This window comes from Mycobacterium sp. NPDC003449 (assembly GCF_053588415.1).
Window position 1 is genome coordinate 1 of record NZ_JBSFPX010000109.1, and the last position, 23,999, is coordinate 23,999.

General features: G+C 69.5%; 27 protein-coding genes and 1 pseudogene. 17 read left to right on the plus strand and 11 right to left on the minus strand.

Features of this window, described 5'->3' with window-relative positions; all coding sequences use genetic code 11:
* Both ACWDTP_RS24010 and ACWDTP_RS24015 read right to left on the minus strand, forming a co-directional pair.
* On the minus strand, window positions 1-2,085 hold a 2,085-nt coding region (locus tag ACWDTP_RS24010), incomplete at its 3' end, for a DEAD/DEAH box helicase (protein WP_450024387.1).
* Window positions 2,082-2,765, minus strand: coding sequence for a potassium channel family protein (locus tag ACWDTP_RS24015; protein WP_450024431.1), 684 nt, complete (start codon window positions 2,763-2,765; stop codon window positions 2,082-2,084). The genes ACWDTP_RS24010 and ACWDTP_RS24015, both read right to left, overlap by 4 nt.
* A gap of 80 nt (window positions 2,766-2,845) precedes the next feature.
* On the opposite strand from ACWDTP_RS24015, the gene ACWDTP_RS24020 reads away from it, so the two are divergent.
* Window positions 2,846-4,342: a potassium/proton antiporter gene (locus ACWDTP_RS24020; protein WP_450024389.1), complete on the plus strand. Its 1,497-nt coding sequence runs from the start codon at window positions 2,846-2,848 to the stop codon at window positions 4,340-4,342.
* A 126-nt stretch (window positions 4,343-4,468) separates the two neighbouring features.
* On the opposite strand, the gene ACWDTP_RS24025 is transcribed toward ACWDTP_RS24020, so the two are convergent.
* Window positions 4,469-5,152 (minus strand): cutinase family protein, encoded by a 684-nt coding sequence (locus tag ACWDTP_RS24025; RefSeq protein ID WP_450024391.1) that lies wholly within the window; start codon window positions 5,150-5,152, stop codon window positions 4,469-4,471.
* 133 nt (window positions 5,153-5,285) lie between these two features.
* Here ACWDTP_RS24025 and ACWDTP_RS24030 point away from each other — a divergent pair, with 133 nt between their 5' ends.
* Window positions 5,286-6,005, plus strand: a complete 720-nt coding sequence (locus tag ACWDTP_RS24030) for an NUDIX hydrolase (RefSeq protein ID WP_450024393.1) — start codon at window positions 5,286-5,288, stop codon at window positions 6,003-6,005.
* Between the two features lie 9 nt (window positions 6,006-6,014).
* Here ACWDTP_RS24030 and ACWDTP_RS24035 read toward each other — a convergent pair whose 3' ends face one another.
* From ACWDTP_RS24035 to ACWDTP_RS24045, 3 genes are read right to left on the minus strand one after another with little or no spacing between them, the layout of a single operon-like run.
* Window positions 6,015-6,950, minus strand: a complete 936-nt coding sequence (locus ACWDTP_RS24035; RefSeq protein WP_450024395.1) for a 2-hydroxyacid dehydrogenase — start codon at window positions 6,948-6,950, stop codon at window positions 6,015-6,017.
* Window positions 6,947-7,708: a DUF1684 domain-containing protein gene (locus ACWDTP_RS24040; RefSeq protein ID WP_450024397.1), complete on the minus strand. Its 762-nt coding sequence runs from the start codon at window positions 7,706-7,708 to the stop codon at window positions 6,947-6,949. The genes ACWDTP_RS24035 and ACWDTP_RS24040 overlap by 4 nt, the downstream gene beginning before the upstream one ends.
* Before the next feature lie 3 nt (window positions 7,709-7,711).
* Window positions 7,712-8,788, minus strand: coding sequence for an LLM class flavin-dependent oxidoreductase (locus ACWDTP_RS24045; RefSeq protein ID WP_450024398.1), 1,077 nt, complete (start codon window positions 8,786-8,788; stop codon window positions 7,712-7,714).
* A gap of 201 nt (window positions 8,789-8,989) precedes the next feature.
* Here ACWDTP_RS24045 and ACWDTP_RS24050 point away from each other — a divergent pair, with 201 nt between their 5' ends.
* The 7 genes from ACWDTP_RS24050 to ACWDTP_RS24080 all read left to right on the plus strand — a co-directional run bounded on the left by ACWDTP_RS24050 (window position 8,990) and on the right by ACWDTP_RS24080 (window position 14,861).
* Entirely contained in the window at window positions 8,990-9,874 is an 885-nt protein-coding gene (locus ACWDTP_RS24050) for a hypothetical protein (protein ID WP_450024400.1), read from the plus strand.
* A gap of 81 nt (window positions 9,875-9,955) precedes the next feature.
* Window positions 9,956-10,957: an AAA family ATPase gene (locus ACWDTP_RS24055; protein WP_450024402.1), complete on the plus strand. Its 1,002-nt coding sequence runs from the start codon at window positions 9,956-9,958 to the stop codon at window positions 10,955-10,957.
* 18 nt (window positions 10,958-10,975) lie between these two features.
* The gene (locus tag ACWDTP_RS24060; protein ID WP_450024403.1) at window positions 10,976-11,848 is read left to right on the plus strand and encodes a DUF58 domain-containing protein; all 873 of its coding nucleotides are present in this window, start codon (window positions 10,976-10,978) and stop codon (window positions 11,846-11,848) included.
* Window positions 11,832-12,314, plus strand: coding sequence for a hypothetical protein (locus ACWDTP_RS24065; RefSeq protein ID WP_450024405.1), 483 nt, complete (start codon window positions 11,832-11,834; stop codon window positions 12,312-12,314). The genes ACWDTP_RS24060 and ACWDTP_RS24065 overlap by 17 nt, the downstream gene beginning before the upstream one ends.
* The gene (locus ACWDTP_RS24070; RefSeq protein ID WP_450024407.1) at window positions 12,305-13,261 is read left to right on the plus strand and encodes a hypothetical protein; all 957 of its coding nucleotides are present in this window, start codon (window positions 12,305-12,307) and stop codon (window positions 13,259-13,261) included. Before ACWDTP_RS24065 ends, ACWDTP_RS24070 begins: the two co-directional genes overlap by 10 nt.
* The gene (locus ACWDTP_RS24075; protein WP_450024409.1) at window positions 13,258-14,181 is read left to right on the plus strand and encodes a vWA domain-containing protein; all 924 of its coding nucleotides are present in this window, start codon (window positions 13,258-13,260) and stop codon (window positions 14,179-14,181) included. The genes ACWDTP_RS24070 and ACWDTP_RS24075 overlap by 4 nt, the downstream gene beginning before the upstream one ends.
* The gene (locus ACWDTP_RS24080) at window positions 14,178-14,861 is read left to right on the plus strand and encodes a hypothetical protein (RefSeq protein WP_450024411.1); all 684 of its coding nucleotides are present in this window, start codon (window positions 14,178-14,180) and stop codon (window positions 14,859-14,861) included. Before ACWDTP_RS24075 ends, ACWDTP_RS24080 begins: the two co-directional genes overlap by 4 nt.
* 30 nt (window positions 14,862-14,891) lie before the next feature.
* Here ACWDTP_RS24080 and ACWDTP_RS24085 read toward each other — a convergent pair whose 3' ends face one another.
* Window positions 14,892-15,455, minus strand: coding sequence for a PadR family transcriptional regulator (locus ACWDTP_RS24085; RefSeq protein ID WP_450024433.1), 564 nt, complete (start codon window positions 15,453-15,455; stop codon window positions 14,892-14,894).
* A gap of 120 nt (window positions 15,456-15,575) precedes the next feature.
* Between ACWDTP_RS24085 and ACWDTP_RS24090 the strand changes: the two genes are divergently transcribed.
* Together ACWDTP_RS24090 and ACWDTP_RS24095 are read left to right on the plus strand one after the other, a co-directional pair.
* Window positions 15,576-15,971: a nuclear transport factor 2 family protein gene (locus ACWDTP_RS24090; protein ID WP_450024413.1), complete on the plus strand. Its 396-nt coding sequence runs from the start codon at window positions 15,576-15,578 to the stop codon at window positions 15,969-15,971.
* 2 nt (window positions 15,972-15,973) lie between these two features.
* A complete protein-coding gene (locus ACWDTP_RS24095) occupies window positions 15,974-17,011 on the plus strand; it encodes an LLM class F420-dependent oxidoreductase (RefSeq protein WP_450024435.1) in 1,038 nt (345 codons plus the stop codon).
* A 17-nt stretch (window positions 17,012-17,028) separates the two neighbouring features.
* On the opposite strand, the gene ACWDTP_RS24100 is transcribed toward ACWDTP_RS24095, so the two are convergent.
* A complete protein-coding gene (locus ACWDTP_RS24100) occupies window positions 17,029-17,502 on the minus strand; it encodes a carboxymuconolactone decarboxylase family protein (protein WP_450024415.1) in 474 nt (157 codons plus the stop codon).
* 128 nt (window positions 17,503-17,630) lie between these two features.
* On the opposite strand from ACWDTP_RS24100, the gene ACWDTP_RS24105 reads away from it, so the two are divergent.
* The 3 genes from ACWDTP_RS24105 (at window position 17,631) to ACWDTP_RS24115 (ending at window position 19,327) form a co-directional block, all read left to right on the plus strand.
* On the plus strand, window positions 17,631-18,230 hold the full coding sequence (locus ACWDTP_RS24105; protein WP_450024417.1) for a TetR family transcriptional regulator: 600 nt from the start codon (window positions 17,631-17,633) through the stop codon (window positions 18,228-18,230).
* Window positions 18,231-18,367: 137 nt separating this feature from the next.
* On the plus strand, window positions 18,368-18,853 hold the full coding sequence (locus ACWDTP_RS24110; RefSeq protein WP_450024437.1) for a hypothetical protein: 486 nt from the start codon (window positions 18,368-18,370) through the stop codon (window positions 18,851-18,853).
* Window positions 18,854-18,904: 51 nt separating this feature from the next.
* Window positions 18,905-19,327 carry a hypothetical protein gene (locus ACWDTP_RS24115; RefSeq protein ID WP_450024419.1) on the plus strand — a complete coding sequence of 141 codons (423 nt, stop codon included), beginning with the start codon at window positions 18,905-18,907 and terminating at the stop codon, window positions 19,325-19,327.
* On the opposite strand, the gene ACWDTP_RS24120 is transcribed toward ACWDTP_RS24115, so the two are convergent.
* On the minus strand, window positions 19,306-19,926 hold the full coding sequence (locus tag ACWDTP_RS24120) for a TetR/AcrR family transcriptional regulator (protein ID WP_450024421.1): 621 nt from the start codon (window positions 19,924-19,926) through the stop codon (window positions 19,306-19,308). The two genes, ACWDTP_RS24115 and ACWDTP_RS24120, sit on opposite strands and share 22 nt — an antisense overlap.
* Window positions 19,927-20,021: 95 nt before the next feature.
* The gene (locus ACWDTP_RS24125; RefSeq protein ID WP_450024423.1) at window positions 20,022-20,474 is read right to left on the minus strand and encodes a 6,7-dimethyl-8-ribityllumazine synthase; all 453 of its coding nucleotides are present in this window, start codon (window positions 20,472-20,474) and stop codon (window positions 20,022-20,024) included.
* Between the two features lie 110 nt (window positions 20,475-20,584).
* Here ACWDTP_RS24125 and ACWDTP_RS24130 point away from each other — a divergent pair, with 110 nt between their 5' ends.
* On the plus strand, window positions 20,585-21,964 hold the full coding sequence (locus tag ACWDTP_RS24130; protein ID WP_450024425.1) for an FAD-dependent oxidoreductase: 1,380 nt from the start codon (window positions 20,585-20,587) through the stop codon (window positions 21,962-21,964).
* A gap of 27 nt (window positions 21,965-21,991) precedes the next feature.
* Here ACWDTP_RS24130 and ACWDTP_RS24135 read toward each other — a convergent pair whose 3' ends face one another.
* Window positions 21,992-22,753 (minus strand): alpha/beta hydrolase family protein, encoded by a 762-nt coding sequence (locus tag ACWDTP_RS24135; RefSeq protein ID WP_450024427.1) that lies wholly within the window; start codon window positions 22,751-22,753, stop codon window positions 21,992-21,994.
* Window positions 22,754-22,808: 55 nt separating this feature from the next.
* On the opposite strand from ACWDTP_RS24135, the pseudogene ACWDTP_RS24140 reads away from it, so the two are divergent.
* Window positions 22,809-23,069 (plus strand): annotated as a pseudogene (locus ACWDTP_RS24140) (VapC toxin family PIN domain ribonuclease); the annotation flags it as partial.
* 111 nt (window positions 23,070-23,180) lie between these two features.
* A partial coding sequence (locus tag ACWDTP_RS24145; protein WP_450024429.1) for a mycobacterial-type methylenetetrahydrofolate reductase occupies window positions 23,181-23,999 on the plus strand: 819 nt, incomplete at its 3' end.

A 23,999-nucleotide genomic window follows, 5' to 3' on the forward strand; every position in this document is an offset into this window, starting at 1 on the left:
ATCCACCTGGCGTACCAGCTCTCCGAGCCACTCGACGATATCGGTGACCTCCTCGGTCCTGGCGGCCGCGGGCACGCCGGAGCGCAACGCCTTGAACGCGTCGGACAGGTAGCGCAGCACGGCCCCCTCGGAGCGGGTCAGCCCGTACTGGCTGACGTACTCGCGGAACGTCATCGCCCGTTCCCACATCTCCCGCACCACCGACTTCGGTGACAGCTTGCCGTCGGCGGCCCACGGGTTGCTCTGCAGGTACACCTCGAAGGTGTGCCCGAGCAATTCGCCGAGCGGTTTGGGGTAGGTCACCTCGTCGAGCAGCTCGATGCGCTCGTCGTACTCGATCCCGTCGGCCTTCATCTGGGCGACGGCCTCACCGCGCGCCTTGTTCAGCTGCGCCGCCAGGATCTGGCGCGGATCCTCCAAGGTGGCTTCGATGACCGAAACCACGTCCAGCGCATAGGTTTGCGCGGTCGGGTCGAGCACATCGATGGCGGCCAGCGCGAACGTGGACAGCGGCTGGTTGAGCGCGAAATCCGGTGGCAGGTCGACGGTCAGCCGGTACCGGCCCCCGTCGGGGCCTGGTTGGCTGAGCCGTTCCAGCACGCCGGCCTGCAGCAGCGAGCGGGCGATGCCGACGGCCTCGCGGATCAGGCGGAGCTGGCGTTTGCGCGGCTCGTGATTGTCCTCGAGCAGGTGACGCATCGCCAGGAACGGATCGCCCGGACGATCGATGACGTCGAGGATCATCGCCGTCGTCACCCGCATATTGCTGTTCAACGCTTCCGGGGCGGCGTCGACCAGCCGGTTCATGGTGGCCTCGCTCCACGGCACCATGCCCTCGGGAGCCTTGCGCCGGACCAGCTTTCGGCGTTTCTTCTTGTCGTCGGCGACCTTGGCGAACTGTTTGAGGTTTTCCACCTCGTGGTCGGGGGCCTGGACGACGACCGTGCCCACAGTGTCGTAACCGGCCCGCCCGGCCCGCCCCGCGATCTGGTGGAACTCGCGGGCGTTGAGCAGCCGGGTGCGGGTGCCGTCGTACTTCGACAGCGCCGAGAACACCACGGTCCGGATCGGCACGTTGATCCCGACGCCCAGCGTGTCGGTGCCGCAGATGACCTTGAGCAGCCCGGCCTGGGCGAGTTGTTCGACCAGGCGGCGGTATTTGGGCAGCATCCCGGCGTGGTGCACGCCGATCCCGTGCCGCACCAGCCGCGACAGCGTCGCCCCGAAAGCCGTGGAAAACCGGAAATCGCCGATATGTTCGGCGATCGAGGCCTTCTCCGCCTTGCTGCTGACGTTGACGCTCATCAGCGCCTGGGCCCGTTCCAGCGCCGAGGCCTGGGTGAAATGCACGACGTAGATCGGCGCCTGACTGGTGTCGAGCAGATCGCCGATGGTCTCGTGCATCGGTGTGGTGGCGTACGAGTAGAACAGCGGCACCGGGCGTTCGGCGCCGGCCACCAGGGCCGTCTGCCGACCGCTGCGCCGGGTCAGGTCGGCCCGCAGCGCGGTGACGTCGCCCAGCGTCGCCGACATCAGCAGGAACTGCGCCTTGGGCAGCTCAAGCAGCGGCACCTGCCAGGCCCAGCCACGGTCGGGGTCGCCGTAGAAGTGGAACTCGTCCATGACGATCATCAGGTCCCGCCCGGCGTCCTCCCCGCCCTCGCGGAGCGCGATGTTGGCCAGGATCTCGGCGGTGCACGCGATGATCGGGGCGTCGGCGTTGACCGCGGCGTCGCCGGTGAGCATGCCCACGTTGGCCGCCCCGTAGATCTCGCACAGGGCGAAGAACTTCTCGCTGACCAGTGCCTTGATCGGCGCCGTGTAATAGGAGCGTCTGCCGCCGGCCAGCGCCGCGTACAGCGCCCCGGTGGCGACCAGGGACTTGCCCGATCCGGTCGGCGTCGCCAGCACCACATTCGACCCGCTGACCAGTTCGATCAGCGCCTCCTCCTGGGCCGGGTACAGCGCGGTGCCGTTGTCCTGGGCCCACGCGGCGAAGGTGGCGAACAGTTCGTCGGGGTCGGTGCCCACAGCGCGCAGTGCCGTCAGGTCACCCGGGTCGGCCAGCAGGGGAGCCGGGCTCATGCGAGCGGGGCGTGCGGCAGCTCGGCACCGTGGATGGCGGCCCGGATCGACGGCTCGGCGGCGCTGTTGGCGATGAACAGCATCTCGTCGCCGCCTTCGAGCACGTCCTCGGGGCTGGGCAGCAGGACGGTGCCGGCCCGGATCACGCTGACCAGGGCGGTGTTCCTCGGCAGCTCGACCTCGCCCAAGCGGTGCCCGACCAGCGGATTGTCCTCGGGCAGAGTCAGTTTCGTGAGCTCGGCCCGGCCCTGCTGCAGACCCATCAGGCGCACCAGGTGACCGACGTCGATGGCGCCCTCGATACTGGCGGCCAGGGCGCCCGGCGTCGAGACGGCCACGTCGATGCCCCACGCCTGGCCGAACAGCCACTGGTTGCGGACGTCGTTGATCCGGGCCACCACCCGCGGCACCGCGAACTCGGTCTTGGCGAGCAGGCCGACCACCAGATTGGCCTTGTCGTCACCGGTCGCCGCGATCAGCACATCGCACAGGTGGATGCCCGCCTCCTCCATGGCGGCCAACTCGCAGGCATCGGCCAGCAGCCAATCGGCGGCGGGCACCGTCTCGGGTTCGAACCTGTGCCGCTCGCGTTCGATCAGTAGCACCTTGTGCCCGGAGCCGACCAACTCCCGTGCGACGGAGCGCCCGACATTGCCCGCACCGGCGATCCCGATCCGCATCTTTCGTTCCGTCACCCCGCTATCTTCGCCTATCCGCCGGGGGCACCCGGTGGCCTCGGTCCTGATTTACTGACACCACAATGAGCTTGCACCAGCTGTACATGACCCTGCTGATCGGTGGTCTCGTGCTGCTCGCCAGCATCGTCGGAACCCGGGTGGCGACCAAGGTCGGGTTCCCCAGCCTGTTGTTCTTCCTGCTGGTCGGCATGGCACTCGGCGAGGACGGGCTGGGGCTGACCTTCGACAACGTCGAACTCGCCAGGAACGTGTGCACCGCGGCGCTCGCGGTGATCCTCGTCGAGGGCGGCCTGACCACCCGGTTCGCCGATATCCGCAGGGTGCTGGCGCCCGCGGCCTCGCTGGCCACGGTCGGCGTGGTGCTCAGCACGTTGGTCACCGCGCTCGGTGCGCATGTGCTGCTGCACATGGACTGGCAGCTGGCGCTGCTGCTCGGGGCGATCGTGGCCTCGACGGATGCGGCCGCGGTGTTCTCGGTGCTGCGGGTGCTGCCGCTGCCGCGCCGGGTGGCCGGACTCCTGGAGGCCGAATCCGGGTTCAACGATGCACCCGCGGTGATCCTCGTGCTGACGTTCAGTGTGGTGCCGTTCGTCCTGCACGCCGAGGGCGCGGTCGGCCACCTGGTGTACGAGCTGCTGGCCGGTGTCGCACTCGGCGTTGCGGTCGGATTCGTCGGGGCGCTCACGCTGCGCCGCATCGCGCTGCCCGCGTCGGGCCTGTACCCGATCGCCACCTTCGGCCTGGGGCTGGTGGCGTTCGCCGCCGCGGGTTCGGCGCACGCCAGCGGCTTCATCGCGGCCTACCTGTCCGCGGTGGTGCTGGCCAATTCGGGTCTGCCGCACCGGTCGACGACGCGGTCGTTCGCCGAGGGGGTGGGCTGGCTCGCCCAGATCGGGTTGTTCGTGTTGCTCGGGCTGCTGGTCAATCCGCACGATCTGGCAGGCGATATCGTGCCCGCGATCGTGATCGGGCTGGTACTGCTGTTGATCGCCCGTCCGGTCTCGGTGCTGGGCTCGCTGGTCGGGTTCCGGATCCCGTTGCGTGAGCAGCTCTTTCTGTCCTGGGCCGGGCTGCGTGGTGCGGTGCCGATCGTGTTGGCGACCTTCCCGATCGTCGCGGGCGTCGCCGACAGTTACCGGCTGCTCAACATCGTGTTCGTCCTGGTGGTGATCTTCACCCTGGTGCAGGCGCCGAGCCTGCGGCTGGTCGCGCTCCGGCTCGGCCTGGTCAAGAGCGAAACCACCCGCGAGATCCAGGTCGAGGCCGCGCCGCTGGACATCCTGGACGCCGAACTGCTCACCATGACCGTGCAGCCGACCTCGCGGCTGCACAACGTCACGATCCTGGAACTGCGGCTGCCGGACCCCGCGGTGATCACGTTGATCATCCGGGCCGGCCACACCTTCGTGCCGCTGCCCGACACCAGGATCGCGGTCGGCGACGAACTGCTGATCGTGACCACCAGCAAGACCAGGGCCGCGGCCGAATCGCGGCTGCGCGCGGTGAGCCGGCGGGGCAAGCTGGCGTACTGGTTCGACGAATACGGTCACGCCGACTGAGCCCGATGCGGCTCGATGCGGGCAGTCCCGATCCCGCGCGAGCAGACACAAAACTGCCCACTTTCCGACGAAAATGGGCAGGTCTGTGTCTGCTCGCGCAGGGAAGGGGCACGCGGGCTGACCGGACTACTCCCGGGACTTGATGTGCTTGGCCGCCCATTGGGCGGCCAGCTTGATCAGGCCGGACTTCGGATAGCTGACGTGCGCGTCGAAATCGCGACCGAGCGAGCACACCGGGTCGTTGGTGTTGCACAGATCGGCGGTTCTGGAACCGAAGTCGGGGCTCATCCGGGTCAGTGGCTGGCCGAGCCGGGCCGACGGGTTACCGAAGACGACCACCGAGGCGATGTGCGGAACGGCGGCGCGGGGCAGCGGGGCCTTGTAGCCGAGGCCGGCGACCGGGGAGGTGGCGACGACGTCGACCACGGCGGCGCCCTGCGAATAGCCACCGAGCACGATCTGGGTCTTGGGGCAGCGGTCGACGGTGGACTGGACCCGGCCGCTCATATCGTTGGCCCCGGCCGCGGCCTCCCAGAAATCCCACGATGCCGGGTACTGCACCGCGTAGGTGCCGATCGTCGAGCCCTTCACCATCGGGCGCAGGGTGTCGACGAAGGCCTGGCCGACGGCTCCGATCCCGGCGGGCTCATCGGTGCCGCGGGCGAAGATCACCTCGATGTCGGAGCATTCCGGGGCCGCCGATGCGCCGGGGACCGCGTCGCCGGGCACCGCGACGGTGAAGGCCAGGACGCCGGCCGCAGCGGCCACCGCCGGACCGCTCCTGGCCACAGGCGAACTGCCGACCGGCATTTTTCTCCTCGCTGCCGTGGACCGGTCCCCGCGCGGGCATCCATACCCGGCCTTCAATCCCAATAATCACTTTTACCACTCTCGCATCAGCGGTGCCGAGGCCGCGTCCCCGCGCACCCTTTATGGTCGAGTCGTGACGATCGCCTACGACGCTGCCCTGCGGGACCGGATCCGGTCGCATCTGGCCGGCCACGACCGTCGCGTCGTGACCGACCCGGCGAAGCGGCACGCGGCGGTCGCGGTGGTGCTGGTCGATTCCGAGGTGGGCGAGGACCGGGTCGACCCCGCGCCGGTGGACGACTGGATCGACGGCAGGCCGATGCCGGAACCGGGGCTCGACGGCCGCATGGTCGATGTGTCCGGTGGCGCCGCATTTCTGCTGTGCCGAAGGACGTCCCGGCTCAACTCGCACGCCGCGCAGTGGGCCCTCCCGGGCGGCAGGCTCGATCCGGGGGAGACCCCGGTCGAGGCCGCCCTGCGGGAACTCGACGAGGAGGTCGGCATCGCGCTGGCGCCGTCGGGCGTGCTCGGTCTGCTCGACGACTACCCGACCCGGTCCGGCTACGTCATCACCCCGGTGGTGGTCTGGGGTGGCGGCCGCCTGGAGCTTCGGCCGTCGCCGGACGAGGTGGTCGCGGCCTACCGGGTGGGTCTGCACCAACTGCAGCGTGAGGATTCGCCGCGGTTCATCACGATCCCCGAGAGCCCGCGGCCCGTGGTGCAGATCCCGCTGGGCAACGACCTCATCCACGCGCCGACGGGTGCGGTGCTGCTGCAACTGCGCTGGCTGGGCCTTGAGGGCCGCCACAATCCGGTCGACGAACTCGAACAACCGGTGTTCGCCTGGAAGTAGGCCTGCCGATCAGTGCACCGGTGCGCCGGGACCGGCCACCAGATTCGGCGGGACGCCGCCATCGGCGTAGATGCCGATCTGCTCGGCCGCGATCACCCAGGCCCGTTCCCACCCGCCCGCGGTACTCCCGGCCACGTGTGGGGTCAGCAACAGCCCCGGCGCCGTCCACAGCGGGTGTCCCGGCGGCAGCGGTTCGGGGTCGGTGACGTCGAGGGCGGCGCGCAGCCGCCCGGAGGTCAACTCCGCGACGAGCGCGTCGGTGTCGACGGCCCCGCCCCGGCCGGCGTTGACCACGATCGCGCCGTCACGCAGCCTGGCCAGAAAACCGGCGTCGATGATCCGGTAGGTGGACTCGTGCGCGGGCAGCAGCGACACCACGGCGTCGGCGGTCGGCAGCAGGGCATCGAGGTCCCCCGGCGCGTGCACGCCCGGCCTGGCCCGCCGCCCGACCAGCGTCACCCGGGTCTCGAACGGTGCCAGCCTGGCCGCCAGATTGGCCCCGAGGTCACCGGCACCCAGCACCACCACGTGCTTGCCGATCAGCGTCTCGGTGTTTTTCGCGCGCCACACGCCCGCCGACTGCTGTTCGCCGAACAGCGCCAGCTCCCGGTAGATCGCCAGCAGCGCGGCGACCACCCATTCGGCCGACGAACCACCGTGCGCCCCACGACCATTGGACAGCATCACCCCGTCAGGCAGGTACGGCAGCCACTGCTCGTAACCGGCGTTGAGGGTCTGGATCAGGCGCAGCCGCGGCAATTCGGCGAACCAGGCGCCGACGGTGGGCGCGTTCTCGTAGCCGACCACGGCCACCGTGGCGTCCCGATGATCCGGCGACGGGTCGTCCGGTTGGTAGCGGACCGGCTCGAAATCCGTCGAGGCCCGCAGGACGTCGACACCGAGGTCGGAGGGGACGAGCACCCGCAGCCGCGTCGCCTGGGTCATCGGGGCTTCTTCTCGCCGGCCTCGACGGCGACGGCGAGCCGGTTCTCGGCGGGCGCGACCGGGCACGTCGCATAGTCGGTGAACGAGCACGGCAGGTTCGACGCCCGGTTGAAGTCCAGCGTCACCGCCCCGTCTTCACCCGGCGCGGCGACCGCCAGTGACCGGGCGGCCGGGTAGGTCGTCACCCCGCTCGTGGCGTCGGTGAACAACACCTGCAGGCCACCGTCCTTGCCGGCGAAGGCGACGAGACGCTGTGCGGTGCCCGCCAATTCGAACTCGATGACGCCGACGGCGGTGTGGTGATGCTCGAGCCCCTCGACCACCGCGCCGGTCGTCACGGTCTGCGACCGGTCATACGGGGTGAACCTGCCCGTGACCTGCCACCGTTCGGTGGGCGGGTAGGCCGGGATCCCGTGGTAGGCCAGCAGGTGCGGCGAGGACGGGTCGTGCACGCGCAGCGCGACCGAGCCGGTCCGCCGGATCACCTCGATGCGCCGGTCGCCGTCCTCGACGAGCAGCCCCGGCGCGCCCTCGACCGGTTCCAGGCGTTCGGTGCCCACGATCCCCTGCACATGGACCGCGTCCCGGTCGGCGCGCCAGCGACCGGGAAGGTCGGCCACGGTCTCGAATTCGTCGCTGAGCCAGTGCAGGCCGGTCAGGCTGACCCAGCCGAGGGGATCGCCGTAGTAGGCCTCGCGCTCGCGGTGCCACTCGGTCCAGGCGGCTTCGAAGGTGGCTGTGGCGTCGGTGGTGGTCATGTTTCACCCATTTCCTGTCGACTGCGGTAGGGCTGACTGGGCTGACAGCGGTCTGCTCGGGAACTGCTCGCGCAGAACGGGAGCCACGTCGGACTGGAACAGCTCGAGACCGCGCCGCTTCTGATCCACCGTGACGCCGTCGGCGTCGGCGCTGAGGTGGATCGCCTCGTGGCCCAGTTGTTCGTGGTAGCGGCCCACCTTGTCGAGCACCTGCTGTGGGCTGCCGATGAGGGCCGAGCTGCGGTCGACGAAGTCTTCGATCGAGTCGAACACCACCGGGAGCCCGGCCTCGCGCTGAAATGCCAGCCGCGCTTCGAATGCCGGGCGGTACTCGGCCAAGGCCCGCTGGGATGTCGGCGCGATGTGGAATCCGGCGGTTCCGGCGCCCACCAGCGCATCCTCGGGGCGGTGTCCGTAGAAGGCCCAGCGCTCCTGGTAATGGCGCACCAGTTCAGCGTACGGCTCGATCGGGTAGGTCACGTTCGCCGAGAAGATCGGGTCGCCGTGGCGGGCCGCGAGGTCGACGGAATCCTGGCTTGTCGCGCTGCCGTGCCAGATCCGGATCGTGTCCTGCAGCGGCCGGGGTAGCGCCTTCGCGTCGACCAGCGGCGGGCGGAACCGGCCGGACCAGGTGACGGTATCGCTGCCCCACAACAGCCGGAACAGCTCGTAGCCTTCGCGATTGCGGTCCCACTGGTCGTCGGTGGTCACCTGGAACAGCTGGGCCTGTGCCGAGCCGTTGCCCTTGCCGATGATCAGCTCGAGCCGCCCGCCGGAGAGGTTGTCGAGCGTCGAATAGTCCTCGAACGCCCGCACCGGGTCGAGCAGGCTCAAGGTGGTGACCGCGGTGAACAGCCCGATCGTCGATGTGCGGGCCGCGATATTGCTCAGCACCACCGGCGGCGCCGACGAGATGAACGGATCTTCGTGGCGTTCTCCGACGGCGAACCCGTCGAAGCCGAGTTCCTCGGCCAGCACCGCCGCGTCGACGACCTCACGCAGCCGGTCGGCCGGGGTGTTCTTCACCCCGGTGAGCGCGTCGGGTCGATGCGCGATGAGGGTCAGCAGCAGGAATTTCACGCCTACCTCCTCCATCGGTCCTGGTTCCCGGTATGCGCATTGGATAACGGAACCGGTCGATGTGGCATTCCGCCCCGGGGTGAACCGGTGTGGCCGCGGCATCGTCACTGCACTACGGAACGCCGACCACGGACTTCCAAGGGTCCGATCTGCCCGCGGCCACGTCAGCCTTGATACCAACCGGACAAGGAAGGAACCCCGATGTCCAAGATCCTGTTGCAGACGACGATCACGGAAAGCCCCGACGACTGGGATGTCACCCGGTTCTCGCTGCTGGCCGACGAACTGCGCGCCGCGGGCCACGAGGTGACGGCGCGCAACCGTGCCGACGGTGACGAGGATCCGATCCTGAGCCGGCTCGACGCCCTCGACTTCGACCAGGTGTGGTTGATGGCCGTCGACGTCGGCGAGGGACTCACCACCGCGGAGTGCGCCGCGATCCGGCGGTTCCGGGAGAACGGCGGCGGCGTGCTCACCGCCCGCGACCACCAGGACCTCGGGAGCTGCCTGCTCGGCCTCGGCACGCTGGGCGCCGTCAACCAGTTCCACGACAACAGCCTCGACACCGCCGCGCTGTGCGACGACCAGGACAACCCCGGCATCTCGTGGCCCAATTACCACTCCGGAGCCAACGGGGACTACCAGCCGGTCCTCGTCGACGGGCCCGTCCACCCGCTGCTGCACACCGACCGGACGGCCAGCGGGCGGATCGAATGGTTCCCGGCCCACCCGCACGAGGGTGCGGTGTCGGCGGACACCCCGTTCGCGGCCGTGCTCGCGCAGGGCCGCAGCACCCACACCGGAAGGCGGTTCAACCTCGCCGTCGTCCTGGACGGTGAGACCGCCTCGGACGGCAGGCCGATGGGCCGCGCGGTCGCCGAGTCGACCTTCCACCATTTCGCCGACTACAACTGGGATCTGGACCGTGGGGCGCCGTCGTTCGTCACCGATGTGCCCGGTTCCGAGATCAAGGCCGACCCGGTGCGGCTTGCGGTCTTCAAGGACTATGTGCGTAACGTGGCCACCTGGCTGCGACCCGCCACCGTGCCCACCGGCACCCCGGCAATGGTGCCGGAGCGCGTGTAACGCCCGGGTAAGCCTCGGAAGGCATGACATCGGCCGAGTCTGGGTACATACGACGGGGAGGGCCCCGTACCGGAAGGATCCATGACCGCACCGCGATTACAGTCCGACCGCCGTGACATCGCCGAAGCCCAGCACATCGTGGGGGCGGTGGCGTCAGCGTTCTCGGCCAAGGTCGTGGGCCAGGGCCACCTGCGGGAATCGATGCTGGTGGCCCTGCTCGCCGGCGGACATCTGCTCATCGAGAGCGTGCCCGGCCTGGCCAAGACGACGGCTGCGCGGGTCGTGGCCGAATCCATCGACGGCAGCTTCCGCCGGATCCAGTGCACCCCCGACCTGCTGCCCAGCGACATCATCGGCACCCAGATCTATGAGGCCGGCAGCCATTCGTTCACCACGCAACTCGGCCCGGTGCACGCCAACATCGTGTTGCTCGACGAGATCAACCGGTCGAGCGCCAAGACCCAGAGCGCCATGCTGGAGGCGATGCAGGAGCGCCAGACCACCATCGCGGGCGTCGAATACCCGATCCCCGAGCCGTTCCTGGTGATCGCCACCCAGAACCCGGTGGACCAGGAGGGCACCTATCCGCTGTCGGAGGCGCAGACCGACCGGTTCATGCTCAAGGAGCTGGTGCACTACCCGTCGGTCCACGACGAGGTCGAGCTGATCGCGCGGATGGATGCGGGCCTGTACGAGCGGGGTCACCATGCCCCGCCCGTCGTCGGCGTCGGCGAGGTGCGCCGGGTCCAGGACATCGTCCGGTCGGTGCACATGGACCGCACGCTGGTCGAGTACGCCAGCAGCCTGGTGGCCGTCACCCGCGACCCCGGCGCCTATCTGCCCGCGAACCTGGCCAGGCTCGTCGAGTACGGGGCCAGCCCGCGCGCCACCATCGCGTTCTGCCGAACGGCCCGTGCGTTGGCCGTGCTGCGCGGCCGCGACCATGTGGTGCCCGACGACATCGCGCGGCTCGCCCACCGGGTCCTGCGCCACCGCCTGATCCTTGGGTTCGAGGCGGCCAGCGCCCGCATCACCCCGGACGTGGTGGTCGAGGCGGTGCTGAACGCCGTCGCGGTGCCGTGAGCACGGGAGGTCTGTCACGTGGGCAAGCACCTTGACGCTGCCAAGGCGTACCTCGGACGCGACGCCGGTGGCCTGCTCGAGGGCGGCCGCTACGCGCTGATCCACACCCGCAGCCTGGAATTCGACGAGCTGCGGCCCTATGTGCCCGGCGACGATGTCCGCGACATCGACTGGAAGGCCACCGCGCGCTCGGGCCATACGCTGATCAAGCGGTTCGTCTCGGAGAAGCACCACAAGATCCTGGTGGTGACCGACACCGGCCGGAACATGTCGGCGCTGGCGCCCTCCGGTGAACTGAAGCGGGATGTCGCAGCCCACACCATCGGCGCCATCGGGCTGATCACGCTGCCCCGCTCCGACGAGATCGGCATGGTGCTCGGCGATCGTCGCGGCTGCGTCGACATCCGGCTGCGGCGCGGGGAAACCCACATCGAGAGCATGTTGCACCGGTTTCACCACCATGCCACCACCCGGCCCGGCCCGAGCAGCATCCTGACTCAGCTGGAGTGGGTCGCCCGGCACTACCGGCACCGGCTGCTGGTGTTCGTGGTTTCCGACGAACCCGAGGTGACCGGGCGGTGCAGCGAGGTCCTGCGGTCGCTTACCGGACGGCACGATGTGCTGTGGGCGTTGGTCCCGGACCTGCCCGCGGTCAGCTCGGCTGAGGACGCCGGGCCAGGGTACGAGGTCGTCGACGGCCGGGCGGTGCTGGACGGTAAGACGCTCGGGCCGCACGTCGTGGAGGCCTATCGGCGTGCCGAACACGAGAGGCGGGAGCATCTCTCGGAGTTCATGACCACGCATGGGGTGCCGCATGCGCGGATCACCGGCAGCGCGCGGATCAAGCCCGCCCTGACGGCGATGACCGGGGTGTATGCCCGTGCCGGATGACGATCTGCTTCGCCATGTGATCGGTCCGGAGCCGTATTCGGCGTGGTGGCTGTGGGTCGCCGCGGCCCTGGTGCTGGTCCTCATCGCCTGGTATGCCGCGGTTTTCGTGCTCACCATGCCGGGGCGGCGGCTGCGTGACCTGCCCGTCGTCGGGGCGGCCCGCGGCGAGCTGATCCGGCGCCGGGCCGCCCGCGCCGTGCGCGGCATCGGAGATCGTTACCGTGCGGGCGATTTGACGGCCAGGCGGGCAGGTGCGGCGCTGAGCAGCGAGCTGCGCACGTTTCTGCAGGACGCGACCGGCGTGGCGGCCCAGTACATGCAGGTGGACGCCATCGCCGACAGTGAGCTGGCCCCCGCCGCGCCGATCCTGTCCGAGCTGACCGACGTCCAGTTCAACCAGCGGTCGGCGGTCGACATCGGTGCGGTCAGTGAGCACACCGAGGAGTTGATCCGCGGATGGACCTGATCTGGTGGCTCGTCGTGATCGCGGGATGCGTGGCGCTGGCCGGTTGTGTCGCGGCGGCCCTGCTGTGGCCCGAGCGGGCAGACCGGCCCCGACCCCGGCCGCTGGCCAATACGGCCCGTTTGACCCAGCTCCCGGAATACGTTCGGGCCGTGCGGCTGCGCACCATCTCCGCCCTGGTGTCGATCACCCTGCTCGGGGTGGCCCTGATGGCGACGGTGCTCGTCGCGGCGCGCCCGACCGGCCTGCCGGCATCGGAGGGCAGCGCCGAGGCCACCGAACCCGAGGACATCATGGTGTGTGTCGGGGGCCCGGTGACCGATCCGGCGGTGAGCGAGACGCTGCGGCACGTCGCCGAACAGGTCGGCTCATTCGGCACCCAGCGCATCGGGCTGACCTCGGCCAATCGGCGCATCGTCCCGCTCACCCGCGACTATCAGTACGCGGCAGCACAATTCAGCGGCTACGCCCAGCCGCCGCAGTCGCAGGACGGCGCACCGTTCATGTCCCCGGTGTCCTACACCGACTACTCCGCGAACGCCGACGACGTCCTCGCGATGTGCCTGACCGGGTTCCCGTCCTTCGAACAGACCGCCGCGCAACGACGTTCGCTGATCTATGTGGGCCCCGAGACATCCGACGGGCCCGCGTTGTTCACCGCCGACCGGCTCCGCGACCTGGCGGCCGCGGCGGGCGTCCAGGTCAACGTCCTGGCCACCACGACGACCGGGGACGGGCTGAGCGAGCTCGCCCGCGCCACCGGCGGCCGGTCCTACCCGGCCGACTCCGGGGTGACCGCGCACCTGGACGAGATCCGCAGCCACCCACCCGCGGCGGGAGCCGGCGGACCGGCCGCGACCAGATCGGCGGAAACCCCCGACGTGCCTGTGGTGGTGGCGCTGATCGCGGTGACGGGGCTGGCCCTGTGGCCGTTGGCGGTACGGCGATGACCTGGCATCCCGTACTGCCCCCGGCGCTGCTGGCCCTGCTGGCCGCGGCGGTGATCCTCGCCTGCGTCCTGGCGTTGCGGCGGGTATCGGGATCCGGTCGCAGTGCGCGGTGGCGGTGGGCCGGGCTCACGGCCGCGGCGGTGCTCCTGCTGCTGGCCGCGGCCCGGCCGGTGCTGGGCGGTGCGGCGGACCGGCCCGCCCGGATCGCCGGCGCCACCGAGCCGAGCATCTTCCTCGTGGTCGACCGCTCCGCCGATATGCGGGCCACCGATCGCGGCGGCCGGGCCCGCATCGCCGCGGCCCGGGCCGATATCGAAGCGCTGATCGACCACTACCCGAAGGCCCGGTTCGCCGTCATCGCCTTCGACTCGCGCGCATCACTGGATTGGCCGCTGTCCGAGGACACCTGGAGCCTGCGCCCCGTCATCGACGAGCTGAGGCCGTATCCGTCCGCGCCGGGTGCGACCGCGCAGACCGACGTCGGCGCGGCGGGCACGGCGTTGCGTTACCAACTGATCAGCGCTGTGCAGCAGTATCCCCGGGCCGAGAACCTGGTCTTCTACCTCGGGGCCGGCGCGGCGCAATCACAGGCGCAGCCACGCGAATTCGAGATTCCGGAGGGTTCGGTGGATGGTGGCGCGGTGCTCGGTTACGGCACCGACGCCGGTGCGGGCGCGCTGCGCCGGGTCGCCGGTCAGCTCGATGTTCCCTATGTCTCGCGGGCCGACGACGGCCCGCTGACCGGCGAGCTGCCCGCGGCCCGGGCAGGGCAACGCAGCTCCATCGCCCCGGCGCCGGCCGGGATCGAGACGTACTGGGTGTTCGCCCTCGGGGCCGGGGCGCTGATCCTGATCGAGCTGTATCTGGTGCTGCGCGAATTCCGCCGGACCCGGTTCGGCGGTGTGGACGTGACGTCATGACCGTCCGGACCCGGCTGCTGGTGTTCTCCGCGCCGATCGCGCTGCTGATGGTCGCGGCCATCGTGAAATGCCTATCCGTCGTGTTTCTGGGGGGCTCCGCGGTCACCGACTTCACCGAGGGCGACACCGACGCGCTGCGCCGCGACGCCGCGGCGCTGTCGGTGCTCAACGTGGCCGAACCGGCCAAGGCACCGTTCGCCGCCGGCGCGCTGGCCGTGCTGGAGAACCGGCTCGACGACGCCGATCGCGGATTCTCGGATGCCCTGGCGCGCACCGATCACGCCGACTCCTGCCCGTCGCGGGTGAACCTGGTCCTGGTTCGCGAGACCATGGGGGACCGGGCGGCGGCCGCGTTCGACGGCGCGACGGCACTCGACCGCTACCGGAGCGCCCGGGAGCTGGTGGAACAGGCCCCGGACGGATGCTTCGGCCCGAACCCCGATCCCGACCCGCAGCGCCGCGCCGTCCGCGCGGATTCGGCGGCCCGGCTGGACGCCAAGATCGCGGCCGCCGGGATCGCCCCGCCCCCGGCTCCACCCCCGCCGCAGGGATCCGCGCCGCCCCCGCCACCCGCGGCGGGCACCACGCCCGAGGAGCCGGGCGCGACCCGGCGGCTCAACCCCGGCACGGGTGATCCGCTCGACCGGCTGCAGGACATCCTGCGCGATGCGGCACCGTGACCGGGGCGGCCCGCCGGACCGGCCTCGGCCTCAGTCCCGGGAGGACAGCCGCTGCTCGATGACCGACAGTGCGTGTTCGGCCCAGCGGATGTTCTCCTCCTCGAACGAGATTCCGCGCAGCAGTGTGAGGTAGGGCCCGATGCGGGAACTGTCGAGGAGATAGTCCGCCTCGGTGCGGTCGGCGAGCATTCGGCTGCGCATTCGTCGATAGCGGTCGAGTTTCTCGGTGGCCCAACGGAGTTGCCCGGCCACCGAATCGCGCACCGCCACCATGTCCCCGGCGTCGACGGCGTTGACCTTGATGAGCAGCTCGTCGCGGATGGTCGACGGTTTCGGTGGCTTGGCGCTGAACGCGTGGATCGCGGCGCGGCCGGCGTCGGTCAGCGAGTACATCCGCTTGTTCGGCCGGCGTTCCTGCTCGACGGTGCGGAACCGGATGAGGCCGTCGGTCGTGAGGCGATCCAGTTCGCGGTAGAGCTGCTGGGGGGTCGCGGTCCAGAAGTTGGCGACCGAGGCGTCGAAGCTTTTGGCCAGGTCGTATCCGGAGGACTCACCTTCCAGCAGGGCGGCCAGCACCGCATCGCGTAACGCCACGCGCGCAGCGTACATCGTGGTGAATATTCAACAAAGTGATTAGACGCATATGGACAAACCCGGACCGCGACACTAGCGTCATCCACACCTAATCAACAAAGTGACTACACGAGGTGTCGCATGCATCCCTTCCGCCAAGCCGTCGAGGCCCGCGACGAGGCGGCCATCGTCGCGCTGCTCGCCGACGACGTCGTGTTCACCAGCCCGGTGGCGTTCAAGCCCTACCCCGGCAAGGCCATCACCGCGGCCATCCTGCGCGGCGTGCTGCGGGTCTTCGAGGACTTCCGCTACGTGCGCGAGATCGCCGACGCCAACGGTCGCGACCACGCACTCGTCTTCGAGGCCACGGTCGCGGGCAAGACCATCACCGGATGCGATTTCCTCCACACCGACGACGACGGCCTGATCGACGACTTCATGGTGATGGTGCGGCCGCTGTCGGGCGCGCAGGCCCTCGCCGAGGCGATGGGCGCGCAGTTCGAGCGGATCCAGGCCGAAGCGCTGGCGGCTCAGTGACCATGCGGATCGGACTCGGCATCAACTACGCGGGCGGTTTCAAGGAGGTGGCCGCCGAGGTCGCCGACCTCGAACGGGCCGGCCTCGACATCGTCTTCGTCCCCGAGGCGTACTCGTTCGACGCCGTGAGCGCGCTGGGTTACCTGGCGGCCTGCACCCAGCGGGTGCAACTGGCCTCGGGCATCCTGCAGCTCTACACCCGCACGCCCACGCTCACGGCGATGACCGCGGCCGGCCTCGACTACGTCTCCGACGGCCGCTTCATCCTCGGGCTCGGCGCCTCCGGCCCCCAGGTGATCGAGGGGTTCCACGGGGTCGCCTACGACGCGCCGATCGGCCGCACCCGCGAAGCCGTCGAGATCTGCCGACGGGTGTGGCGCCGCGAACGCCTGCAGTACCAGGGCAAGCACTACACCGTCCCGCTGCCCGCCGACCGGGGGACCGGACTGGGCAAGCCGCTCAAGCTCATCAACACGCCTGTGCGGGAACGTATCCCGATCCTGCTCGCGGCACTCGGGCCCAAGAACGTCGAGCTGGCGGCCGAGATCGCCGAGGGCTGGCAGCCGATCTTCTTCCTGCCCGAGAAGGCCCGTGAGGTCTGGGGCGAGGCGCTGGCGGCCGGTACCGCCAAGCGGGACCCGGCCCTGGGTGAGCTCGACGTGTACGCCGGGCCGGTGCTGGCCATCGGCGAGCACGTCGAGCCGTTGCGGGAATTCGTCAAACCGCATCTCGCGCTCTACATCGGCGGCATGGGCGCCAAGAGCAAGAACTTCTATCACGCGCTGGCCACCAGCTACGGCTACGGCGCCCAGGCCGACCGGATCCAGGAGCTGTACCTGGCCGGCGACAAGGAGGCCGCCGCCAAGGCGGTCCCCGACGACCTGGTTCGGGATGTATCTCTGATCGGCACCGCGGGATTCGTCAAGGAGCGGCTGGCGGCCTACCGCGAAGCCGGCGTCACGACGCTGAACGTGGTGCCGATCGGGGAGACCCCGGCCGACCGGGTCAAGCTCGTCGAGCAGTTGCGCAACCTGCTGTAACCCGGCCGGCCGGATGACTACTTGAACTGACCGGGCTGGTAATCGCCAGCCGGTTGGCGGGTGATGACGTTGAGCCGGTTGACGGTGCCCATGAACGAGATCAGGCAGATCAGCGCGGCGAGCTGGTCCTCGTCGTAGTGCTTGACGGCGTTGGTCCAGACCTCGTCGCTGACACCGCCCGCCGCGTCGGCGATCCGGGTGCCCTCCTCGGCCAGTTCCAGGGCCGCCCGCTCGGCCTCGGTGAACACCGTGGCCTCGCGCCACACCGCGACCAGGTTGAGGCGGGTCTGGGTCTCACCGGCAGCGGTGGCGTCCTTGGTGTGCATATCGGTGCAGAAGGCGCAGCCGTTGATCTGGCTGACCCGCAGGGCCACCAGTTCGCGGGTGGAATCGGGCAGCTGCGAATCCTTGATCACCCGGCTCGCTCCGGTCACGTACTTCAGCATCTTCATGGCGGTCGCGTTCTCGAACAGGTTCAGCCGGGGTTCCATGGGTGTTACTCCTTGTCGATTGTCGTTACCCCCACAAGACACCGCGGGGCCGCCGAATGTGACAGATCCCGGCCACCCGATGCCGCGCGATACTGTCGAGCCCGTCGGTCGACGGTGAAGGAACGCATATGGCGGTGGCGGACGGGTTGTCGGCCAGGGAGACGAAGCGCCTGCAGACGCGGGAGCGGCTGATGGGCGCGGCGATCGCGGAGTTCAAGCGCGCAGGCATGGCCGAGGCCGACGTCGGCGCGATCGTGGCCGCCGCCGGTGTCGCGCACGGCACGTTCTTCTTTCACTTCCCGACCAAGGAGCATGTCCTGCTGGAGTTGGAGACGCGCGAGGAGGAGCGGATCGCCAAACAGTTCGCGCAGTTCCTCAAGAAGCCGCACGATCTGGCGGCCGCGCTGCGCGAGGCCATGCGTCTGGTGCTGACCCTGGAGAGCCGGCTGGGTGCGCTGCTCTTCAAAGACTTTCTGGCCCTGCACTTCTCTCAGACGCGCCCGCGGATCGGCGACGATCAGGAACATCCGGTGATCGTCGGGGTGGCGGGTGAGATCGAGTCCGCGCAGCGGCGCGGGGAGGTGGACGGCGACGTCGACCCGCTGAACAGCGCGGTGTTCTTCCTGCTGGGCTTCTACGCGCTGCTGGTCACCACCAACGACTGGCCGACGCGCGAGGCCCTGCTGGAGGACTTCGTCCGCCGGACGCTGCGCAGCCTGCAACCCTGACCGGACCGGGCCGCCCGGCCCGCAAAGTGTCTCGGGGACCTAACGATTCGGTAGTGCATCGGTGTTGACGAGGCCGTCAGCAGCAAAGTCGTGCTTCAGTGGTAGGCGTGTTCACTCAAGTGATCGCGGTACGCCGCATGACCGTCGCCGCGGCGGCGGGACTCGCCCTGCTCGCCGTCGGGGCGCCGTCCGCTGCGGGCGCCCCGTCCAGCGACTCGCGGGGCTACCTCGATTCCACGGCACGGTGTGCCAGCACGGATGCGACCGTGGCCTTCGGCAGTACCGGCCAATCCCGGGTGGCGATCTGCTCGGTGTCCGACGGCAAGCTCGAATATCGCGGTGTGCGGATGCGCGACGGCGCCAAGCTGGTCATCCCGGCAACCCGGTCCGGCGACGGCGTCTACACGGCCGAGAACGCCGGTATCGAGTACATGATCACGGCCAAGTCCCTGGTGCTGAGCGTCGGGGAGAAGGTCATCCGTGAGGAGCCGATGGTGGACTTCCACGGTCCCGGCGCCGCGGCGGCCCCGTCGACTGGGGCAGATTCGTCGGTTCCCCCGAGCCCGAGCAAACCGCTGCCGCCCCCACTCGCCGCCGAGGTGGGCGGCAGCGCTTCACGCTGACGCGCTGGTTTCATGTGCGCCGGGCACATGAAAATGATAATCATTAAAGGCATGACTGCGCGTGCCTGTGCCCTGGGCTCGGTCGAGCTCGACGACCTCGCCACCGGAACGATCCTGCTGACCGTCCCGGTGCTCGACGGCGCCATCCAGGTGGGTATCGGCGGCGAGTATCCGACCGGCACGATCGTGGTGTCGAAGACCGTGTCCACGGTGCGGATGCGGTACCTGCACGGCGGGCCGATGCAAGTACACCTCGTCGAGGGCTGGCAGCACCCCGGCGCACCGGGAACCCGCACCACCGTCTTCGCCCACCCGGTGGATCGGCTGACCCTCGATCGGCGCGGTACCCGGTGGGCCGTGGCCGGTCCTGCGGGTGGGGCCCGGCCCGCCGCTCTCGCCGCGTTCGTCGGCACCGTCGCCCGGTTCGCGCTGCTCAAACAGCACAAATCCGGTCAGGGCGCGGGCGCGGCGTAGATCTGCAGGTACTGCGTCAGGGCCCGCTCGCCTTCGGCGAGTACGGCCCGGTCGCCGGCCGGGCCCGCGTGATAGGCCATCTCCAGCACCCGGTCCCCGATCTCCACGGCCACCGCGGTGGCCAGCGGATCGGTGCCGGGCCGCAGCAGTCCCCAGTTGAGCAGCGCGGTGTGCAGCGCGTCGGCGAACCGGGCCCGGCGCAGCCGCGGATCGGCGAGCAGGCCCCGGGTCAGGCTGGTGTAGTGCAGGGTCACCAGGTGCGGATGGGCGTGCAGGTGCTCGTAGTGGAATTCGAAGATGGCGTGCACCACGGCGGCCAGGCTGGCGGGTTTCATGGCGCACAATCTCGCCGCGCCCTCGGCGTCGCGCCGGGCCAGGTGGTCCAGCATGATCTCCTGCAGGATGGCCTCGCGGTTCGGGAAGAACTGGTACACCGTGGCGATCGGCACCCCGGCCAGATCGGCGATGGCACGAGTGGTCACGGCGTCGGCGCCCTGCGACTCGAGGATCGTCATCGCCGCGGCCCGAATCCGTTCGACGCGCCGCTTACTGCGCTCCTGCACCGGTTGCCTCCGGCGCAGTGGATTGTGGGTGACCACGTACGCATCGTCCCACAACGGATAATGGATCCGATCCCGATCGGGACGCTCGGGTCCCGGAAACGCGCGGGCCCGTACCCGGGCGGGGTGCGGACCTAACCGAGTGAGGCGTGCAGTTCGAGTGTCGCCGCGACCGCGTCGGCGGCCTCGGCGCCCTTCTTGACGAAGTGCTCGGTGAAATAGCCGACGTGCTCGTCGTGCTCGTGGAAGTGGTGCGGGGTCAGCACGACCGAAAACACCGGGATCTCGGTGTCGAGTTGCACGCGCATCAGCCCGTCGATCACCGCGGTGGCCACGAACTCGTGCCGGTAGATGCCTCCGTCGACTACGAGGGCTGACGCGACGATCGCGCGGTAGCGCCCGCTGCGCGCGAGACGCTTTGCCGTGAGCGGTATTTCGAAAGCGCCGGGAACTTCGAAGAACTCGCAGACGTCGGCGGCGTAGCCAAGGGCGGTGATTCGGTCGGTGAACCCCGCGCGGGCCCGGTCGACGATGTTGCGGTGCCAGGTCGCCTGCACGAACGCGATCTGGGTGGCTGCGTCGGACATGTCGTGACGCTATCGCACCCGGGCCGGGGTGACGCGAATCTCCCCGGGGAGCCCTTGCGGCAAGAGCCAGCATATTTAGGCTTGCCTTACCTAAAACACGTGAGGCGGTCATGAGGCAGATCCAGGTAGCAGTGGTCGGAGCGGGTCCCGCGGGCATCTACGCCGCAGACATCCTGACCAAGGAGTACGAGCGGTCCCGGGTCGACGTCTTCGACCGGCTGCCTGCCCCGTACGGGCTCGTCCGCTACGGCGTCGCCCCGGACCATCCGCGGATCAAGGAGATCGTCAAGGCGCTGCGCCGGGTATTCGGCCGGGACGAGAGCCGGGTCAACTTCATCGGCAACGTGCACTACGGCACCGACGTCACGCTGCCCGATCTGCGCAGGCACTACGACGCGGTGATCTTCTCCACCGGGGCCCGCGCCGACCGCCCGCTCGACATCCCCGGCATCGACCTGCCCGGCAGCTACGGCGCCGCTGACTTCGTGTCCTGGTACGACGGCCACCCCGATGTGCCCAGGACCTGGCCGCTGAGCGCCAAGCACGTCGCGGTCCTCGGTGCAGGCAACGTCGCCCTCGACATCGCCAGGATGCTGGCCAAACCGGCCGACGAGCAGCTCGCCACCGAGATTCCGGGAAACGTCTACCAGGGGCTGGCCGCCAACCAGGCCACCGACGTGCACGTGTTCGCCCGGCGTGGCCCGGCGCAGATCAAGTTCAGCCCCATGGAGTTTCGTGAGCTGTCGCATTCGCCGAGCATCGACGTCGTCGTGCACCCGGAGGGCTTCGAGATCGACGAGGCCAGCCAGCTGGCCATCAACTCCAGCAAGGCCACCAAACTCGTCGTGGACACCATGATGAAATACCTGGAACGCGAGCCCACCGGAGCGCCGCACCGCATCCACCTGCACCTGTGCCAGGCCCCGGTCGAGGTGCTGGGACCGGACCGGGTGCGGGGCCTGCGCACCGAGCGGACCGAGCTCACCGGCGACGGAACCGTCCGCGGGACAGGCGAATTCACCGACTGGCCGGTCGAAGCCGTGTACCGCGCGGTCGGCTACCTTTCCACCCACCTGGCCGACCTGCCGTTCGACCACCACGCGGGGGTGGTGCCGCACCAGGCCGGGCGGGTGCTCGACATCGACGGCACCATGATCGAGGGCACCTATGTGACCGGCTGGGTCAAACGCGGCCCGGTCGGGTTGATCGGGCACACCAAATCCGACGCCGCCGAGACCGTCGGCAGCCTGCTGGCCGACCTGCCCGGTCTGCGCACACCCGAGAACACCGATCCGGACGCGATCCTCGGGTTCCTCGCGGACCGCGACGTCGACTACACCACCTGGGCGGAATGGGAACGCCTCGACGCCCACGAGATCTCACGCGGCGAGGTGCAGGGCCGCGAACGGGTCAAGGTGGTGGACCGGGAGGACATGGTGCGCGCCGGACGCGTCGAGACTCACACCAGGGCTGTGAAAATCGCCGATTGACGACCCTGACGTCAATCTCGACGCCGCCTACCGCTCGCCCAGATAGGCGTCGGCCCATGCGCCGATGATCCGGCCGGCCCGCCTGGCCTGACCGGGACCGGTCAGCAGGTGCTCGGAACCCTCCAGCGAGACGAAGCTGCGCGGGTGGCGGGCGGTCCAGAAGATATCGCTGGCGTTCTCGATGCCCACGGTGTTGTCGGTCGGGGAGTGCAGGATCAGCAGCGGCAGTCTGAGCTCCTTGATCTTGTCCCTGAGCTGGGCCACGCGGACATCCTCGACGAAGGCCCGCTTGAGGGTGAGCGTCTTACCGCCGACCATCCACTGGCCGCTGCCCTCCGCGAACACCTGCTCCAGACAGACGTCGTACTGATGCTCGACGTGGGAAGGATCGAACGGCGCGCCCACCGTGACGACGGCCCGCACCCCCGGCGCCTGCCCGGCCGCGGCGAGTGCCGCCGCCCCGCCCCAGGAATGCCCGATCAGGAGGTCGGCGGCGGTACCGCGCCCGACCATGAACCTGCAGGCCTCGATGGTGTCGCGGACCTTGACCGTGAACGACCCGTCCCCCCAGTCGCCGCCGGATCCGCCGAGGCCGAGGTTGTCGAAACGCAGCATCCCGATGCCGTCGGAGGCCAGCTGTTTGCAGATGCGGGCGGCGGCCGGGGAGTCCTTGCCGAGCGTGAAGCCGTGCGCGAACACCCCCCAGCCGCGCACCGGCCCCTCCGGTACGTCGATCACCCCGGCCAGCATCGGGCCGGTGGAGCTGGGAAAGGTGACGTGTTCAGCCATGGGGGTGGTCTATCACGGCGGCCCGGCCGCCGGCCTGTTGGTGCGTTGATGCGCACGGGTGTTACCCGCGCCGATCGGAATGACGGACGCACGCCGCGTCCTTACGGCGCTGCGGTCGATGGCTGGTCACCGATTCCTCGTCGACGACGTGTCGGTGGTCGACGACGACTTCCCGACGATCGTCGGGCACCGGCAGGTGACCGATGCCCATCTGCTGACGCTGGCCCGGCGTCACGGCCTGCGCCTGGTCACCTTCGACACCGCGGTCGCGACGCTGACCGATGGGCCGGACGTGGAGACGCTGACCAGCCTGTAGCGACGTGGCTGACCGCGCTGCCAGAGCGGGTCCGTAAGGTGTATAGACCGGCTACCAATGGTCAGGGTCGCCCATCCGCCGGACCAAGACACTGAGATGTGGAGCAAGTTCGTGCCGCTGAACACCATCGCACTGGAACTCGTGCCGCCGATCCTCGAGCGGGGGCCGCAGTACCCGGTCGAGGAGGCCCACAAGGTGCTCGAACTGGCCGCCGGGGCCGGGATCGAGGGCCGGATCCGCCACATCATGATCCCCGGGATGATCGACGAGGACGACGACCGTCCCATCGAGATGAAGCCCCGGATGGACGTGCTCGAATACTGGTCGATCCTGCGGCCCGAACTGCCCGGGCTGCGCGGCCTGTGCACTCAGGTGACCTCCTTCCTGGACCAGGCGGCGTTGCAGCGGCGGCTCAACGACCTCGGCGGGGCCGGCTTCGACGGCATCGCCTTCGTCGGGGTCCCGCGCACCATGAAGGACGGCGAGGGTGAGGGCGTCGCGCCCACCGATGCGCTCTCGGTCTACGAGGATCTGGTGCCCAACCGGGGTGCCATCCTGATCCCGACCCGGCAGGGCGAGCAGGGGCGGTTCAACTTCAAATGCGACCGGCGCGCCACCTACGGCATGACCCAGTTGCTGTACTCCGACGCCATCGTCGGCTTCCTGACCGAGTTCGCCGCGACCACCGCGCACCGCCCCGAGATCCTGCTGTCGTTCGGCTTCGTACCCAAGGTGGAGACCAAGGTCGGGCTGATCAACTGGCTCATCCAGGACCCGGGCAACGAGGCCGTGGCCGCCGAACAGGAGTTCGTCTCCCGGCTCGCCGACCTCGAGCCGACCGAGAAACGCAAACTGATGCTCGACCTCTACAAGCGGGTCATCGACGGGGTGGCCGACCTCGGCTTCCCGATCAGCATCCACTTCGAAGCG

What these genes read in the sequence shown, in the direction of transcription:
- ACWDTP_RS24015 (WP_450024431.1), bottom strand. Translation starts at nt 2,765, where the DNA reads ATGCGGATCGGGATCGCCGGTGCGGGCAATGTCGGGCGCTCCGTCGCA.
- ACWDTP_RS24020 (WP_450024389.1), top strand. Translation starts at nt 2,846, where the DNA reads ATGAGCTTGCACCAGCTGTACATGACCCTGCTGATCGGTGGTCTCGTG.
- ACWDTP_RS24025 (WP_450024391.1), bottom strand. Translation starts at nt 5,152, where the DNA reads ATGCCGGTCGGCAGTTCGCCTGTGGCCAGGAGCGGTCCGGCGGTGGCC.
- ACWDTP_RS24035 (WP_450024395.1), bottom strand. Translation starts at nt 6,950, where the DNA reads ATGACCCAGGCGACGCGGCTGCGGGTGCTCGTCCCCTCCGACCTCGGT.
- ACWDTP_RS24040 (WP_450024397.1), bottom strand. Translation starts at nt 7,708, where the DNA reads ATGACCACCACCGACGCCACAGCCACCTTCGAAGCCGCCTGGACCGAG.
- ACWDTP_RS24050 (WP_450024400.1), top strand. Translation starts at nt 8,990, where the DNA reads ATGTCCAAGATCCTGTTGCAGACGACGATCACGGAAAGCCCCGACGAC.
- ACWDTP_RS24055 (WP_450024402.1), top strand. Translation starts at nt 9,956, where the DNA reads ATGACCGCACCGCGATTACAGTCCGACCGCCGTGACATCGCCGAAGCC.
- ACWDTP_RS24065 (WP_450024405.1), top strand. Translation starts at nt 11,832, where the DNA reads ATGCCCGTGCCGGATGACGATCTGCTTCGCCATGTGATCGGTCCGGAG.
- ACWDTP_RS24070 (WP_450024407.1), top strand. Translation starts at nt 12,305, where the DNA reads ATGGACCTGATCTGGTGGCTCGTCGTGATCGCGGGATGCGTGGCGCTG.
- ACWDTP_RS24075 (WP_450024409.1), top strand. Translation starts at nt 13,258, where the DNA reads ATGACCTGGCATCCCGTACTGCCCCCGGCGCTGCTGGCCCTGCTGGCC.
- ACWDTP_RS24080 (WP_450024411.1), top strand. Translation starts at nt 14,178, where the DNA reads ATGACCGTCCGGACCCGGCTGCTGGTGTTCTCCGCGCCGATCGCGCTG.
- ACWDTP_RS24090 (WP_450024413.1), top strand. Translation starts at nt 15,576, where the DNA reads ATGCATCCCTTCCGCCAAGCCGTCGAGGCCCGCGACGAGGCGGCCATC.
- ACWDTP_RS24095 (WP_450024435.1), top strand. Translation starts at nt 15,974, where the DNA reads ATGCGGATCGGACTCGGCATCAACTACGCGGGCGGTTTCAAGGAGGTG.
- ACWDTP_RS24100 (WP_450024415.1), bottom strand. Translation starts at nt 17,502, where the DNA reads ATGGAACCCCGGCTGAACCTGTTCGAGAACGCGACCGCCATGAAGATG.
- ACWDTP_RS24105 (WP_450024417.1), top strand. Translation starts at nt 17,631, where the DNA reads ATGGCGGTGGCGGACGGGTTGTCGGCCAGGGAGACGAAGCGCCTGCAG.
- ACWDTP_RS24110 (WP_450024437.1), top strand. Translation starts at nt 18,368, where the DNA reads ATGACCGTCGCCGCGGCGGCGGGACTCGCCCTGCTCGCCGTCGGGGCG.
- ACWDTP_RS24115 (WP_450024419.1), top strand. Translation starts at nt 18,905, where the DNA reads ATGACTGCGCGTGCCTGTGCCCTGGGCTCGGTCGAGCTCGACGACCTC.
- ACWDTP_RS24125 (WP_450024423.1), bottom strand. Translation starts at nt 20,474, where the DNA reads ATGTCCGACGCAGCCACCCAGATCGCGTTCGTGCAGGCGACCTGGCAC.
- ACWDTP_RS24130 (WP_450024425.1), top strand. Translation starts at nt 20,585, where the DNA reads ATGAGGCAGATCCAGGTAGCAGTGGTCGGAGCGGGTCCCGCGGGCATC.
- ACWDTP_RS24135 (WP_450024427.1), bottom strand. Translation starts at nt 22,753, where the DNA reads ATGGCTGAACACGTCACCTTTCCCAGCTCCACCGGCCCGATGCTGGCC.